Source organism: Nocardia sp. NPDC060255 (assembly GCF_042727395.1).
Taxonomy (GTDB): Bacteria; Actinomycetota; Actinomycetes; order Mycobacteriales; family Mycobacteriaceae; genus Nocardia.
Genome location: NZ_JBHXAU010000036.1, coordinates 25,532 through 39,220 on the forward strand (window position 1 = coordinate 25,532; position 13,689 = coordinate 39,220).

At 66.9% G+C, this 13,689-nt stretch carries 13 protein-coding genes; 6 read left to right on the forward strand and 7 right to left on the reverse strand.

Annotation, left to right across the window (positions count from 1 at the left end; translation table 11 throughout):
• Positions 1-3 precede the first annotated feature (3 nt).
• Positions 4-1,590, reverse strand: coding sequence for an ABC transporter substrate-binding protein (locus tag ACFWF1_RS40095; RefSeq protein WP_379285522.1), 1,587 nt, complete (start codon positions 1,588-1,590; stop codon positions 4-6).
• Positions 1,591-1,866: 276 nt separating this feature from the next.
• Here ACFWF1_RS40095 and ACFWF1_RS40100 point away from each other — a divergent pair, with 276 nt between their 5' ends.
• From ACFWF1_RS40100 to mtnC, 5 genes are all read left to right on the forward strand, one after another.
• Positions 1,867-4,179: an arylsulfatase gene (locus ACFWF1_RS40100; RefSeq protein ID WP_379285524.1), complete on the forward strand. Its 2,313-nt coding sequence runs from the start codon at positions 1,867-1,869 to the stop codon at positions 4,177-4,179.
• Between the two features lie 104 nt (positions 4,180-4,283).
• On the forward strand, positions 4,284-4,631 hold the full coding sequence (locus ACFWF1_RS40105) for a DUF1330 domain-containing protein (RefSeq protein WP_379285526.1): 348 nt from the start codon (positions 4,284-4,286) through the stop codon (positions 4,629-4,631).
• A 127-nt stretch (positions 4,632-4,758) separates the two neighbouring features.
• Positions 4,759-6,429 (forward strand): S-methyl-5-thioribose-1-phosphate isomerase, encoded by a 1,671-nt coding sequence (gene mtnA, locus ACFWF1_RS40110; RefSeq protein ID WP_379285528.1) that lies wholly within the window; start codon positions 4,759-4,761, stop codon positions 6,427-6,429.
• A complete protein-coding gene (locus ACFWF1_RS40115; protein WP_379285529.1) occupies positions 6,426-7,001 on the forward strand; it encodes an acireductone dioxygenase in 576 nt (191 codons plus the stop codon). Before mtnA ends, ACFWF1_RS40115 begins: the two co-directional genes overlap by 4 nt.
• Positions 6,998-7,687 carry an acireductone synthase gene (gene mtnC / locus ACFWF1_RS40120; protein ID WP_379285530.1) on the forward strand — a complete coding sequence of 230 codons (690 nt, stop codon included), beginning with the start codon at positions 6,998-7,000 and terminating at the stop codon, positions 7,685-7,687. The genes ACFWF1_RS40115 and mtnC overlap by 4 nt, the downstream gene beginning before the upstream one ends.
• Before the next feature lie 4 nt (positions 7,688-7,691).
• Here mtnC and ACFWF1_RS40125 read toward each other — a convergent pair whose 3' ends face one another.
• The 4 genes from ACFWF1_RS40125 to ACFWF1_RS40140 all read right to left on the reverse strand — a co-directional run bounded on the left by ACFWF1_RS40125 (position 7,692) and on the right by ACFWF1_RS40140 (position 10,400).
• Positions 7,692-8,126, reverse strand: a complete 435-nt coding sequence (locus tag ACFWF1_RS40125) for a YdeI/OmpD-associated family protein (RefSeq protein ID WP_379285532.1) — start codon at positions 8,124-8,126, stop codon at positions 7,692-7,694.
• A gap of 23 nt (positions 8,127-8,149) precedes the next feature.
• Entirely contained in the window at positions 8,150-8,602 is a 453-nt protein-coding gene (locus ACFWF1_RS40130; protein ID WP_379285534.1) for a VOC family protein, read from the reverse strand.
• 398 nt (positions 8,603-9,000) lie between these two features.
• Positions 9,001-9,891 carry a hypothetical protein gene (locus tag ACFWF1_RS40135; protein ID WP_379285536.1) on the reverse strand — a complete coding sequence of 297 codons (891 nt, stop codon included), beginning with the start codon at positions 9,889-9,891 and terminating at the stop codon, positions 9,001-9,003.
• 62 nt (positions 9,892-9,953) lie between these two features.
• Positions 9,954-10,400: a cupin domain-containing protein gene (locus ACFWF1_RS40140; RefSeq protein ID WP_379285537.1), complete on the reverse strand. Its 447-nt coding sequence runs from the start codon at positions 10,398-10,400 to the stop codon at positions 9,954-9,956.
• A 193-nt stretch (positions 10,401-10,593) separates the two neighbouring features.
• Here ACFWF1_RS40140 and ACFWF1_RS40145 point away from each other — a divergent pair, with 193 nt between their 5' ends.
• A complete protein-coding gene (locus tag ACFWF1_RS40145) occupies positions 10,594-12,297 on the forward strand; it encodes a metallophosphoesterase (RefSeq protein ID WP_379285539.1) in 1,704 nt (567 codons plus the stop codon).
• Position 12,298: 1 nt separating this feature from the next.
• On the opposite strand, the gene ACFWF1_RS40150 is transcribed toward ACFWF1_RS40145, so the two are convergent.
• Positions 12,299-12,640 carry a TfoX/Sxy family protein gene (locus ACFWF1_RS40150; RefSeq protein WP_379285540.1) on the reverse strand — a complete coding sequence of 114 codons (342 nt, stop codon included), beginning with the start codon at positions 12,638-12,640 and terminating at the stop codon, positions 12,299-12,301.
• Between the two features lie 43 nt (positions 12,641-12,683).
• Positions 12,684-13,661, reverse strand: a complete 978-nt coding sequence (locus ACFWF1_RS40155; RefSeq protein ID WP_379285542.1) for an alpha/beta hydrolase — start codon at positions 13,659-13,661, stop codon at positions 12,684-12,686.
• Positions 13,662-13,689 lie beyond the last annotated feature (28 nt).

Consider the following 13,689-nt stretch of genomic DNA (forward strand, 5'->3'; position numbering starts at 1 on the left):
GAGTCAGGCCAGGAAGGCGTCGGTGAGCACGGTCTCGCGGCGCTTGGTCCAGGACAGGCCGTGCACCTTGCTCGCGGTGGCGACCTGCTTGAACCTGGCACCGATCTCGATCAGGAACAATCCGTCCAGCAGCTGCTCGCTGAGGGTTTGGTAAGCGCGCACCGCCTCCGGCCCGGTGCCCTGCGTGACCTGCCACGCCGCGTCCGCCGCCGCCACGTAGGCGGGCGACTCGTAGTGCGAGGCGTTCTTGCGCGCGTTGAACGGATAGGCGCTGACGGTCAGCGTTGAGGGCACGAACTGCGCCCACGAGTGGTCGGTGATCCACAGGCCCGGGAACTGCGCGCCGACAAGCCTTTTGATGAAGGTGGCGGAATCGATCGGATCCAGGGTGACCTCGACGCCGATCTCCGCGAGGTTCGCCTGCACGATCTGCGCGGCCGATTCGTAGTAGGGCGTGCTGGTTTCGTAGGTCAGCGGCAGCTTCGGCGGCTTGGGTAGCTGCGCGAGCACCTGCTTGGCCTTGGCGAGGTCGCGAGCGTATTTGGTATTGCGGGTGCCGTCGAAGGCGGGAGAGGTCTTGGGCCACGGCAGGTTCAGCGGATAGCCCGAGCCACGGAACACCTCGGCGATGATCCGTTCACGGTCGATCGCGTACGCGACGACCTGACGCAGGCGCACGTCTGCCAGGGCCGGATCCTGCACGTTCGCACCGACATACAGCTGCAGTTCGGCGCCCTCGTAATCGATGGTCTTGAATCCGCCGTTCTTGGCGAGGGTTTCGTTGTCGCGGTAGTTCAGGTCGTGCGCCAGCGCGATCTGCCCGGACTTCAGCGAGTTCACCAGCGCCTGGCTGTCCGGGATGATCGCCACCTCGACCCGGTCCAGATACGGTCGCTCGGGCACCCAGTACTGCTCGTTCTTCTCGAAGATCAGCTGGGTGTTCGGGATGCGCTGGGTCAGCTTGAACGGGCCGGTGCCGACGAACTTGTCACCGGTCGCGAGCTGCTCGATGGATTCGCTGTCCAGGATCGGCGCGGTGTCGAGCAGGTCGAAGATATTGCCCAGCGGATGGGCGAATTGGAGCACGATGCGATGCGGCGCACTGGTGTCGAAGGCGGTGATCGCCGCGGCCGTGCTCTTCAGCTGGGCGGACCACTTGGGGTCGGCGTAGGTGCGCAGCGAGAACTCGACGTCCTTCGAGGTGAACGGTCGGCCGCTGTGGAACTTGACGTCGTCGCGCAGTTCGACGGCCAGCGAGAGCCCGTCGGGCGCGAGATTCCACGACTTCGCCAGTCGCGGTGCGGGTTCCAGCTTGTCGTTGGGGTAGCGGGTCAGCGTCTCGTAGACCAGTCCGATCACGGCGGGCGTCGCGCCGGTGTTGGTCAGCAGGTTTCCGGGAACGATGTCCACGGGTGTGCCGACCTTCAAGGTGCCGCCGCGGACCGGCGCGGCATTGTCGCCGGCCGACTTCTGCTCCTGCACCGCCGACGTGCAGGCCGCGAGTGCGCCGGTGCCGAAGATCGCGAGCGCGGCAATGCCGGTGCCACGCAAGAAATTACGGCGATCTAACCCGCCGGGGGAAGAGCTCATCTGACAAATCCTCGAAGACACATCGGCCGGGACACGGGCCGATTACGGCGCCGCGGTGGCGCCGGGAGAAGGGCAAAGAATCAGCGATGGCGGGCGTCAGCCACGCGACGGACAACACGAACAGCAGGGGTCCTGCGCGCACTCCACCTGGGGAGCGCAGGGCTGATTCGAGTCCATGCCGGTGACGCTAACAGGTAGCGACCGCACGGGCACCGGTTCCGCGCACCGTGCGCGAAATGCTGGCGACCTGGGCATATTCCACTATTTACTGGAAGGATGCCTGTTCCCTCCCATGCACGCGGTTACGAGTCCTTCGCCGGCACCATCGGACGCACCACCGCGGATTCGACCCCCGAGTGGACCTACCCGCCGACGGCACCGGCGGACGCGCCGAACATCATCGTGGTGCTGGTCGACGACATGGGATACAGCGACATCGGGCCGTTCGGCTCCGAAATCGACACGCCGACCTTGGATCGGCTCGCCGCGCACGGTGTCCGCCTGACGAACTATCACACCACGCCGCTGTGCTCGCCATCGCGGGCCGCGCTGCTGACCGGAATCAACTCCCACCGTGCGGGTTTCGGCTTCGTCGCGAACGCCGATCCCGGATACCCCGGCCTGCGCCTGGAACTCGCCGACGATGTGCTGACGCTGCCGGAGATCCTGCGCACCAACGGATACGCGACCTACGCGGTCGGCAAGTGGCATCTGGTCCGCGACGCCACGATGAACCCTGCGGCGCACCGGGATTCGTGGCCGACCCAGCGCGGCTTCGACCGCTACTACGGCTCACTGGAGGGACTGAACTCCTTCTACTATCCGAATCAGCTGGTGTCGGACAGTTCCGTCGTCGACGTCGAGGAGTACCCGGAGGGCTACTACCTGACCGACGACCTGACCGACAAGGCGATCTCCTACATCAAGGATCTGCGCGCGCACGATTCGGCCAAGCCGTTCTTCCTCTACTTCGCGCACGTCGCCATGCACGGCCCGTTGCAGGCCAAGCCCGCCGATCTGGCCAAGTATCGTGGCCGCTACGCCGAGGGCTGGGACAAGCTGCGGCAGAACAGGTTCGCCGCGCAGCTGGCGCAGGGCCTGTTTCCCGAGGGCACTCAGCAGAAGCCGCGCAACACCGAGCCCGGTTACGAAGCGGCGGAATGGGATTCGCTCTCCGAGGACGAGCAGCGGCGCTTCGCCAGGTACATGGAGGTGTACGCGGGCATGGTCGACAGCATCGACCAGAGCCTCGGGCGCATCCTCGACACCCTGGAACAGCTCGACGAACTCGACAACACCATCGTGGTGTTCACCTCCGACAACGGCGGCACCGCCGAGGGCGGCCCAGAGGGAACCCGCACCTACTTCGCCGAATTCGCGCACATCGACGACCCGGACTGGGTCGGCGACGTGCCGCTCGACGAGGAATTGATCGGCACCGCGCAGCTCGGCGTGCACTATCCGCGCGGCTGGGGGCAGGCGTCGAACACCCCGTTCCGCTTCTACAAGGGCCAGACCTTCGCCGGCGGCGTGCGGGTGCCGTTGCTCGTGTCCTGGCCGAAGGGGCTGGCGCGGAGCGGCGACGACAACGGCATCCGGCACGAATACGCCTACGTCACCGACCTCGCGCCGACGCTGCTGGAGCTGGCCGGGTTGCGGTGGCCGAGCGTGCGTAACGGACTGCCCGCCAAGGAGTTCGATGGCATCTCCGCGGCCGAGCTGTTGCGCGATCCGCAGGCACCCACCAGGCACACCGAGCAGTACTCCGAGATGACCGGGCATCGCGGCTTCTATCGCGACGGTTGGAAGTTGTTGTCGCTGCACGAGCGCGGCGCCGACGTCGACGCGCCGAACTGGCAGCTGTTCGATGTGCGCGCCGATCCCACCGAGCTGCACGACCTTTCGGCGCAGTTCCCGGAGAAGGCCGCCGAGCTGGCTGCCGCCTGGGATGAATCCGCTTGGGCGAACACCGTTTTCCCGCTGCTCACCCGGCAGGACCTGGCCCGCAGGCGGCCCGAGGAGCGCCGGTTCAGCGAGCCGCTGCGGCTGCTGCCCGGCACGCCCACGTTGGAGCGCTACCGATCGCAACGCCTGATCGCCTACCGGGACTTCACGATTACCGCAGAGCTGGACAACTATCAACCCGGCGAGGAGGGAGTCCTTGTCGCACACGGTGATCCGCTCGGTGGCTACCTGCTGTACCTCGAGGACGGCTGGCTGACGTTCGGGGTGAACAGCTACGGCAGGTACGACTCGGTGTCGACGGGCCCGCTCGCACCGGGCACCCGGCGGATCTCGGTGTCCGCGACGGTGCGTCCGCGCCTGCGCTGGGACTTCGACATCGAGGTCGACGGCACCCGGGTCGCCGAACTCCGCGACCAGGTGCAACTGGTCGGCATGTCGCCGTGGACCGGCATCTCCGTCGGCGTGGACGCGCGGGGGCCGGTGTCGTGGGACCTGCGGGAGCGCCGTGGTGCCTTCCGCTACACCGGCGCGCTGCGCGCGATCACCTACACCCCCGGCCCGATCCGAGTGCCGACCGGCACCATCGAGGCGGTGGAGCGGGAAGCGGAATTCGTTGCGGAGTAAGCGGATCGGCGGTTACCCCCGAGGTAATTGTCCTGTTGCACGGAGCGGCCTACGTTCGGGTCGGCGCCGCGTTTCGGCGCCGTCACCGAACAAAGGAACAGTTCATGTCCGCATTTGGCTTCGCCCATCTGCGCGCCCGCAGGCCGCACGCCGACATCCTCGAGTACCTGGAGCGCATTCAGGACACCTTGGATCCGTTCCACGGTCGCTTCGTCATCCACGGCCCGCCCGCCGAGATCGCGGAGGGCGACTGGCCGGGCAGTATGGTGCTGATCGAATTCCCCGATCTGGGCACGGCACGGGCGTGGTACCGCTCCCCCGCGTATCAGGCGATAATCCGCCTGCGCACCGATCACATCGATGGCGATCTGCTGCTGATCGAGGGCGTCGGGCCGACCTACGACCCGCGCGAACGGGCCGCGAAGCTGCGCGCCGAGGCCGCTGCCGGATAACACGGCTCCCCCATCAGCGAGCAGCCGGTGGCCGGATCAGGACGGTCGACCGACTTTCTCAGAGCCGCCCCCGTCCGATACCGTTGACCAGGCACAACACGGCTCCACGCGATAAAGGATGCGCCTGATGGACGACAGTTCTCTGATCTGGGATGACGGTGCGCTGGTCACCATCGACCAGCGTGGGCTGCCGCACGAAGTCCGCGAGCTGCGGCTCGGCACGGTCGATGCGGTCATCGACGCCATTCAGGCGCTGGCCATTCGGGGCGCGCCCGCCATCGGCATCGCCGGGGCGTTCGGTGTGGTCATCGCCACCCTCGCGCACACCGTCGACGGTGTGGTGGACGAGGTACGAGCGCAGGCCGACGCCGACCGGATCGCGGCCGCCCGGCCGACCGCGGTGAACCTCGCGTGGGCAGTGCAACGAGTGCGCGCCAAGGTCGCGCAGGGCGCCGATGCCGTGCTCGCCGAAACCCTGGACATGCTCGCCGAGGACGGCCGGGTCAACCGGGCCGCCGCGACCCACGCCGCCGATCTGGTGCAGCGGCTCTGCCCGGATCGGCCGCTGCGCGTGCTCACCCACTGCAACACCGGACGGCTCGCGACGAGCGCGTTCGGCACCGCGATCGGCACGCTGCGGGTGCTGTCCGATCGTGGTGCGATCGAGAACGTCCTGGTCGACGAGACCCGGCCGCTGCTGCAGGGTGCGCGGCTCACCACCTGGGAACTCGCCGAGGCGGGCATTCCGCATCGGCTGACCATCGATTCCGCGGCCGCGTGGGCCATGGCGACCGGGCAGGTCGACTGCGTGCTGGTCGGCGCGGATCGGGTCACCGTGAACGGAGACGTGGCGAACAAGATCGGCACGTATTCACTCGCGCTCGCTGCTCGGCATCACGGGATTCCGTTCATCGTGGTGGCGCCGGAATCGACCCGCGATCCGAACATGGCGACCGGCCGCGACATCGTGGTGGAGGAGCGGGCGGCCGCCGAGGTGATCGGATTCGGTGGTGTCGCAACGGCTCCCGAGGGAACCGAGGTGTTCAACCCGGCCTTCGATGTGACGCCGGGCGAATTGGTGACGGCGGTCGTCACGGAGTTGGGTGTGGTGCACGGCGCGGCGGCCCTGGTCGTCGACGGCGCGAATCCCCTGCCCGGCAAGGCAATTGCCGACATCGCGCGTGGGCTGTATCAGCGTGGGTGGATGCCGGGCACCGCCGGCAATATCTCGGTGCGGACCGGCGAGACAGCCGTGATCACCGGCAGTGGCTTGTCCAAAGGTGAACTCACCGAACACGATATGGTGACCGTCCAGGTGGCGGATTCGGCACCGATCGCGGGCAACAGCCGGAAACCCTCGGCGGAGACCACGATTCACACCGCGGCCTATCGGGCCACTGCCGCGCAGGCCGTCGTGCATATCCATCCGCCGTATGCCACCGCGCTGGCGACCCGCTCCGGCACGTCCGACGAGGTCACGTTCATGCGCATCACCGACTACGAGCTGATCAAGGGGCTCGGCGGCACCGATCCCGCAGCCATCGACATCCCGGTATTCCCCAACTGGCCGGATGTGCCGCGCATCGGCGCCGATATCGAGCGCTACCTCACCGAGCACCCGGCCGCGCCCCCGGTCCTGTTCATCTCCGGGCACGGGATCACCGCATGGGGGGACAATCTTTCCCAGGCGCGCGATCGCGCCGAATGCCTGGAAGCCTTGTGCGAGCTGGTCGCCCGCACCGGGCGGCGGCAGGCCTTCGGTGCGCGCGACGAGACTCTCGAGATTGGACTGACATGACCCTGCTCCAGGTGATGGCCGCCGACAACGCGGCCGACGTGCGGGTGCGGACCACCGACGACGCGGTGATCGGCACCGAATTGGCACAGCACGGCATCACTTTCGGTCGCTGGCCGGTGCTGGACAACGCCGCCGCGGTCGACTCCGATGACCTGCTCACGCACTACACCGACCAGGTCGCCGCACTGAACGAGTCCGGCCGCTACAAGCACATCGACATCGCCCGCATCCACCCGGACGACGCGAACCCGGAGTGGCCGCGGATCGCCAAGGGCGCGCGGGAGAAGTTCCTCAACGAGCACCGGCACGCCGAGGACGAGGTTCGCTACTTCGCCGCCGGCCGCGGCTGCTTCTACCTGCACCTCGGGCACGAGGTGCTCGCCGTCGTCTGCGAGGGCGGCGACCTGCTCTCGGTGCCTGCCGGCACGCTGCACTGGTTCGACATGGGCAGCCGGCCGGACTTCATCGCCATCCGCTTCTTCGAGGAGGAAGACGGCTGGGTCGGCGATTTCAGCGGCGACCGGATCAGCGAAGGGTTCCCGACCCTCGACGAACTGCTCACCAACTCATGATCACGACGGTAGTAGTCGACATCGAAGGAACCACCAGCCCGACCAGTTCGGTGCGCGAGGATCTGTACGGCTATACCCGCGAACGGCTTCCGGCTTGGTTGGCCGAAAACCGTACGGACGCTGCGGCTCCCATCATCGCCGCCACTCGGGAACAGGCCGGGCGGCCGGAGGCCGACACCGACGAGGTCGCTGCCATCCTGCGGGGTTGGCTCGACACCGACGTCAAGGCGGAGTCGCTCAAAGCGGCCCAGGGATTGATCTGCGCGGAAGGTTTCCGCAACGGCGCGCTGCACGGTGAGTTCTTCGCCGATGTGCCGCCGGCGCTGCGGGCGTGGCATGCGGATGGTCTCGCGCTGTACGTGTATTCGTCGGGATCTATTCGTAACCAACAGGATTGGTTCGCGTTCGCCCGCGGCGGTGAGCTGGCCTCACTGATCAGCGGCCACTTCGATCTGTCCACCGCGGGCGGCAAACGCGAGGCTGCGTCCTACGAGAAGATCGCAGGCGCGATCGGCGTCCCCGCCGACCGCATCCTCTTCCTGTCCGATCATCCCGACGAGGTCGACGCGGCCGTCGCCGCAGGCTGGCATGCCATCGGTCTGGCCCGCCCCGGCGAGCCCAATCCGCCACGACCGCCGCATCGTTGGGTCGATACGTTCGCCGACATCGACCCTGGCGCGCTGTAGCGGATCAACTCAGCGACTCGATAACCTTCGCGATCCGCCGGGCCCGCGTGTCCGCGCGCTTTACCTCGATGACCGCCGTGACATGTTCACGCCGCCGCGAATAGGACAGCGCGTCGAACGCGGCACGCAGTCCGGCGGATCGCAGCGCGTCGGCCAGGTCGTCCGGAACCTCGACGGCTCGCTCGCCCTCGTCGCACACGACGGTGACCACAACTCGATCACCGGCCTGCTTACCGAGCTCGGTGCGGATCGCCTTCAAGATGCCGAGGCAAGGTCCGGCACCCATGTCCGTGATCGAGCCGCGATACTCGACGCCGTCGAAGGCGGCCGCAACCGGAATCCGGCCACCTCCACCCAGCGCAACCACAATCTCGTCCGGCACCGGTACGTAGGCACCGCCACCAGCCCCGGACTCGATCGTCGCCTCGAATTCCGCCATGAACCCGACCCTAAACCCCACAGCTACGCGTTGTCGTAGGCATCCTGCAAAGTCTTGATATCCAGCTTGGACATACTCCGCAACGCCGTCCCGACCGCGATCGTCTTGGCCGGGTCATCACCACTCATCAAGGTCGACAAGACCGACGGGGTCACCTGCCAGGACAGCCCGAACCGATCAGTCAGCCACCCGCAAGGCCCGGCCTCACCACCCTCGACGAGCGCATCCCACAACTGATCGACATCCTCCTGCGTCTCTACCACTACCTGCAGCGATGCCGCATCAGTCAACGGATGCCCCGGCCCACCATTCATCAACGTCACCGACTGCCCATCGAGCTCGACCGAAACCACAAACGCCACCCCATCCGAGTTCCGGGCAACATCGATGATCCGCGAGTTCGGCACCAGCGCCGTATACAGAGTGGCCGCTTCCTCAGCCGCACTCTCGAACCAGAAGAAAGTATTGATAGACATGACGGCTCCTAACCGTGGTGTATGACTTGCTGTCACCCCTTGGTCGGAGCCGCCACCCCCACTTCGACCTATCTCACCAAATTTCCCGAAAGTTTTTTCCGACCAGTCTGACCTGGACCTTCAGCGAGCAGGCTTGCTCGGCTACGCCTCGTCCTCGATCAAGAGATCAGAGATCGTGGTCGCGGTCACCGCGCGATGGAGCCATGGAAGCACCACCTTCGGGTTCGGGTGTCCCACGATGCGAGCACGAACGTCGGGCGGGACTTCGACCTCTCGCACATACAGGACTTCAAGAATGCATTCTCCGATTACGTGGGCCACTTTCGCTTCTCGTCGCAGCTCGTGCACTCGCCGAGAAATCTCATCCAAGACGGACTGGTGGACATAGATCTTCGCCACTAGGCCTCGAAAAGCTCAGCGACCGTGGTTACCGTCACCGACTGATCGAGCCAACCGTCCAACACATCAAGGTCGGTGCACGACGTGATCCGGTGTCGCACCTCATCGTCGACGACGAATCCACGTCGCTCCAGGACCCGCAGAATATTCCGAACGACCGCCTTGGTCTCTCCCTCGGCCAAGCCGACGGTCCGCCCCTCTTCACGCAGGCGCTGCGAGGTCTCCGAGCGGAAGAACGATGGGTCGAGCGACATCAGGTGCCTCCAAGTTTCGGCGGCCTGGCTATTGCCCAGGCCGAGTTCAGTGAGTTCGGCGAAGACGTACGCGTCTTCTTCGTCGATCCCTCGCAGTGCGGCGGCCAGCGATTTCAGTATCGCATCAATGCATGGGTCTTTGGCGTGCGTCATTGCGGAGAGGGCGGCTAGGGGGACGTCGGCGGCTGCGACGGCGGGATCGGTCACGACGGGCACATTGTCTGGGCCGAGGACTAGGGGGCGCATGGTGAGGCTGGCCCAGAAGGAAGGGCCGAACTCGGCCGGGCAGGATGCCCAGTCTGCGGTGCGTCGGTCATGGCAGACGACCAGCAGCACTGCGGGAAGGCGGTACTTCGCGTGGGCGTGGGCCAGGTAGTACGCCCACGCCGAGGGCTTGTCCGGGTCGACTTCACCTTGGGCCTCGACCAGTAGCAGAAATCGACCCGACGGCGTAGTGAACCGTAATAGGGTGTCGACCCGACGTTCGAGTGGTCTGATCTCGGTGAGATCAGTTGGTAGCAAAGCTACTTCGGTTGGGTCGTCCAGGGGGACGTTCAACTCGCGGAAGGCGCGCGCGAACATCGCTGGGTGGTCTTGGAAGATCCGGTGCAACGCTTCATGTTGTGAACCGACCATGCCGCCGAAGATACCTCGAGATTCGAAAATATGTTCGAGTCACAATATGGTTGCGGACCAGGTCAGGCGCAGGGTGGGGCGGGGGCGTCTTGGAAGAGGGGTTTGCCGGTGGGTGGGGCGTAGACGACGTCGAGGATGAGGGGGTCGGGGCCGAGGTTGCGGCCGATGTGGACGTTCCAGTCGCCTTCGGGTTCGTAGATGAAGTCGCCTGCGTGGTAGATGGGGGCGACGCAGTCGGGGCCGGGGTGGGTGAGGGTGCCTGCGCGGATGATGCCGAAGACGGGGCCGTCATGGTAGTGCCAGCCGGTGGAACCGCCTGGGGCGATGGTGATTTCGCGGACCACGAAGTCGGTGCCCGCGACGAACGGGAGCAGCCCGGCGGGGATCTGGGCTTGGGCGAGGGTGACGGCGGTGATGTCCGTGCCGGGCGTGGCGTCGGCGGGAGCGCCCGTGCCGAGGGCGGCGCCGAGCATGATCGCGACGGCGGTCGCGCGGGTGAATGGCGTCATCGCGGGAGCATATCGGGCGGCGACGGGCACGAACAGGTGAATTCGGGCTGGTGGTGGCTGAATAGCCGGATTCGGATGTGCGCCGTGGTCGCCTGGCCGCGGAGGTCCGGATCGGCAGAATTCACCCAGAGTTCGCACTCGGCCCGCAGTGTCGAGTTGCCGGGTCGGCGCGAGCGGTAGAGCATCGTTCGTTATGGCGTCGAATCCGCTGAATCCCGTAGGCGATATTCCGGAAACCGGAATTCCAGGCGGGCTCTCCGCCGACATGACAATGGCCGAGCAGCACGAATGGCACCGCGGCTATTTACGCCGACATCCGGTGACGCGCCGCAATATCCTGCGCGGGGCCGCGGCAGCCGCAGCCGTGGCGGCGGTCGGCACATCGCCGTTCGGAAAGCGCGCCTACGCCGAGGTCACACAGCTCGCGGTGGGTGGGCGGCACGTCGGATTCGGGCCCGACTCGACCAGCCAGCTGCGCTTCGCGGCCCAGTTGTCCAGGCAGCCCGCGGGTACCAAGGTGTTCCTCGATCACGGACCAACGCCCGCACTCGGCGGGACGGTCGAGGCCGAGGTGCGCAACCTGCTGACCCAGCTGCCGAGCAGCGACGGCGGAGTGCTTGCGGCAGAACAGTTCTACGCGCACGCGCCGGTGGACGGACTGCCCGGCCGGGTGCCGCATTTCTACCGCTGGCGCACCGCCGACGGGTTCACCGGCGACATCCGCGCCGCCGCCCCCGCGATGCCCACCGCACGGGCCGCGATCGTGCCGTTCCGCTTCACCATGATGGGCGACCAGGGCACCGACGAAACACCGGCGCAGCCATCGGGTGTCGCGCCGGGTGACTACGACGACAAGTACTACAAGGCCGACAACGACCCGAACGCACCGCACGCCAGCAACGTGCTGCGCCAAATCGCCGCGGCCAGACCGGATTTCCACATCCTGGCCGGCGACATCGCCTACGCCGATCCGTCCGGCGCGGGCAAGCCCGCCCAATTCATCGCGCACGGTGCGCAACTCCCGGACGGCTTCGACAAGTTCAACCCGTACGTGTGGGACGTCTACTTCGGCGCCATCGAGGCAAGCGCGGCCCAGACGCCGTGGATGTTCGCGACCGGCAACCACGACATGGAGGCGACCTACGGCAGCCTCGGCTACGGCGGACACGCTGCGCGACTGGACCTTCCGGGCAACGGGCCGTCCGGCTGTCCGTCGGCGTACTCGTTCACCTACGGCAATGTCGCGGTGCTCTCGCTCGACGCCAACGACGTCTCCTACGAGATTCGCGCCAACACCGGGTATTCCGGTGGGGCGCAAACGAGTTGGGTGGAACGCACGCTCGCCGCATACCGGGCTGACCCCGGCATCGACTTCCTCGTCTGCTTCTTCCACCACTGCGCCTACTCGACGACCGACGCGCACGCCAGCGACGGCGGGGTACGTGATGCCTGGGTGGCACTGTTCGACCGCTATCAGGTGGACCTGGTGCTGCAGGGGCACAATCACGTCTTCGAACGCACCGACCCGATCCGCGGCAACGCGGCGACGAAGGTCGCGGGCGACAACTCCGTGGTCTACCCGGAGACCGACGGCACCGTCTACTACACGGTCGGCGGCGGCGGTCGGCCCCGCTACGACTTCCAGCCGGGCTCGCGGGAGTCCTACCGCGGCAACGAAATACCGGACACCTCGGTGCCCAACAGCTACGTGTGGTCCTCCGGCGGCGACAAGCAGAACGAGGCGGCCCCCTGGTCGCGGGTGCGCTTCCGCAACTACTCGTTCCTGCGCGTCGACGTCCGCCCCGGCGTCTTCGCCAGCGAAATGGACGTGACCGCCGTCGACGAGTACGGCCGCGAGTTCGACCGCGTCACCTACCGCAGGCAGGTTCGCAGCTGACCTACTTCTTCTTTTTCGGCGGCAGCGACCGCGCGTAGCCGACGCCGCGGTCGACCCATTCCCGCAGCACCGCGTCGTCATCGGCCGCGTCGGGGCTGACATACAACCAGCCGACCCTTTCGCGACCGGCCATCACCATGGGCCGGACGAATTCGACGGCGAGCAGCTGGTCGTTTTCCTTCGGATCGACCCGGACCAGCAGGCCGCCCTGCCTGCTGGCCGCCACCGCCATATTGCCGCCGATCAGGAAGGCCAGCCCGCCGAACATTTTCCGCTCGGACAGCTCGGGCCCCGGTTTGATCAGAAACCGAATACGGTCGGCCAGTTCCTCGTCATATGCCATAGCGGAATTGTCGACCAAGGCACCGACAAACTGCGACAGCTACTCAGGCACCGATCGCGGCGGCGAACAGCGGCCAGGACAGGTGCACGTCGTCCTGCCAGTAGGTCCAGGCGTGCGTGCCGGCCGGGCGCAGGTTCGCGGTGACCGGGATACCGAGCTCGTGCAGCCGGTCCACGAACGGCCGGGTACAGCCGCCGACGACCGTCTCCATCACGCCGCCGACCAGCACGCGGTCCGCCAGCCGGGCCGGATTGCCGTCGATACCGCGGTCCGCGATGTTGTCGTGCTCGCCCGGTGCACCGTTGCCCGACGAAACGTACAGCGCCAGCCCGCGCAAGCGTTCGGCCTGCACCATCGGGTCGTTCGCGGCCCACGCCGGGTTCTCCGGCCCGCCCCACATGTTCGACGCGTTCGCGCCGAACACCGCGAGTTGTGCCGAGACATACGCCTGCGCCACCGGATCACTGGTGCGCGGGCAGCCGCTGTAGGCGCCGACCGCCTGATAGAGACCGGGCGCGCCGGTCGCGAGGTTCAGCGCCGAGGTGGCCGACATCGACAGTCCCGCAATGGCATTGCGGCCCGTCATGCCGAACTTGGCTTCCAGCAGCGGCGGCAGTTCCTTGGTCAGGAAGGTGGTCCACTGGTTGCGCCCGAGCACCGGGTCGTCGCGCAACCAGTCGGTGTAGTAGCTGGCGCGCCCGCCCATCGGGACGATCACGTTGACGTTCTTGTCCGCGAAGAACTCCGCGACATCGGTGCGCCGCGTCCACGGGCCGCCGTCCTCGCCGCCGTCGACCGCGTTGAGCAGATACAGCGCGGGCGCACCCGTGCCCGGATGCGACATCCACAGCGTGATGGGCTTGTTCATGGCCGCCGAGTGCACGACGACCTCCAGTTCCCGCCCACCGAGCGGGCGCACATCGAGGATGCGGGAATCGGGATCGGCGGCGGCCGTACCGGCCGGGACGATCGCGGCGACCACCGCGAGAAGGGGAACCAGGCATCGCATCAGCCGGCGCATGGCGTCGAGTATCTATCAGGGTCGCCGG

What these genes read in the sequence shown, in the direction of transcription:
- ACFWF1_RS40095 (WP_379285522.1), bottom strand. Translation starts at nt 1,590, where the DNA reads ATGAGCTCTTCCCCCGGCGGGTTAGATCGCCGTAATTTCTTGCGTGGC.
- ACFWF1_RS40100 (WP_379285524.1), top strand. Translation starts at nt 1,867, where the DNA reads ATGCCTGTTCCCTCCCATGCACGCGGTTACGAGTCCTTCGCCGGCACC.
- ACFWF1_RS40105 (WP_379285526.1), top strand. Translation starts at nt 4,284, where the DNA reads ATGTCCGCATTTGGCTTCGCCCATCTGCGCGCCCGCAGGCCGCACGCC.
- mtnA (WP_379285528.1), top strand. Translation starts at nt 4,759, where the DNA reads ATGGACGACAGTTCTCTGATCTGGGATGACGGTGCGCTGGTCACCATC.
- ACFWF1_RS40115 (WP_379285529.1), top strand. Translation starts at nt 6,426, where the DNA reads ATGACCCTGCTCCAGGTGATGGCCGCCGACAACGCGGCCGACGTGCGG.
- mtnC (WP_379285530.1), top strand. Translation starts at nt 6,998, where the DNA reads ATGATCACGACGGTAGTAGTCGACATCGAAGGAACCACCAGCCCGACC.
- ACFWF1_RS40125 (WP_379285532.1), bottom strand. Translation starts at nt 8,126, where the DNA reads ATGGCGGAATTCGAGGCGACGATCGAGTCCGGGGCTGGTGGCGGTGCC.
- ACFWF1_RS40130 (WP_379285534.1), bottom strand. Translation starts at nt 8,602, where the DNA reads ATGTCTATCAATACTTTCTTCTGGTTCGAGAGTGCGGCTGAGGAAGCG.
- ACFWF1_RS40135 (WP_379285536.1), bottom strand. Translation starts at nt 9,891, where the DNA reads ATGGTCGGTTCACAACATGAAGCGTTGCACCGGATCTTCCAAGACCAC.
- ACFWF1_RS40140 (WP_379285537.1), bottom strand. Translation starts at nt 10,400, where the DNA reads ATGACGCCATTCACCCGCGCGACCGCCGTCGCGATCATGCTCGGCGCC.
- ACFWF1_RS40145 (WP_379285539.1), top strand. Translation starts at nt 10,594, where the DNA reads ATGGCGTCGAATCCGCTGAATCCCGTAGGCGATATTCCGGAAACCGGA.
- ACFWF1_RS40150 (WP_379285540.1), bottom strand. Translation starts at nt 12,640, where the DNA reads ATGGCATATGACGAGGAACTGGCCGACCGTATTCGGTTTCTGATCAAA.
- ACFWF1_RS40155 (WP_379285542.1), bottom strand. Translation starts at nt 13,661, where the DNA reads ATGCGCCGGCTGATGCGATGCCTGGTTCCCCTTCTCGCGGTGGTCGCC.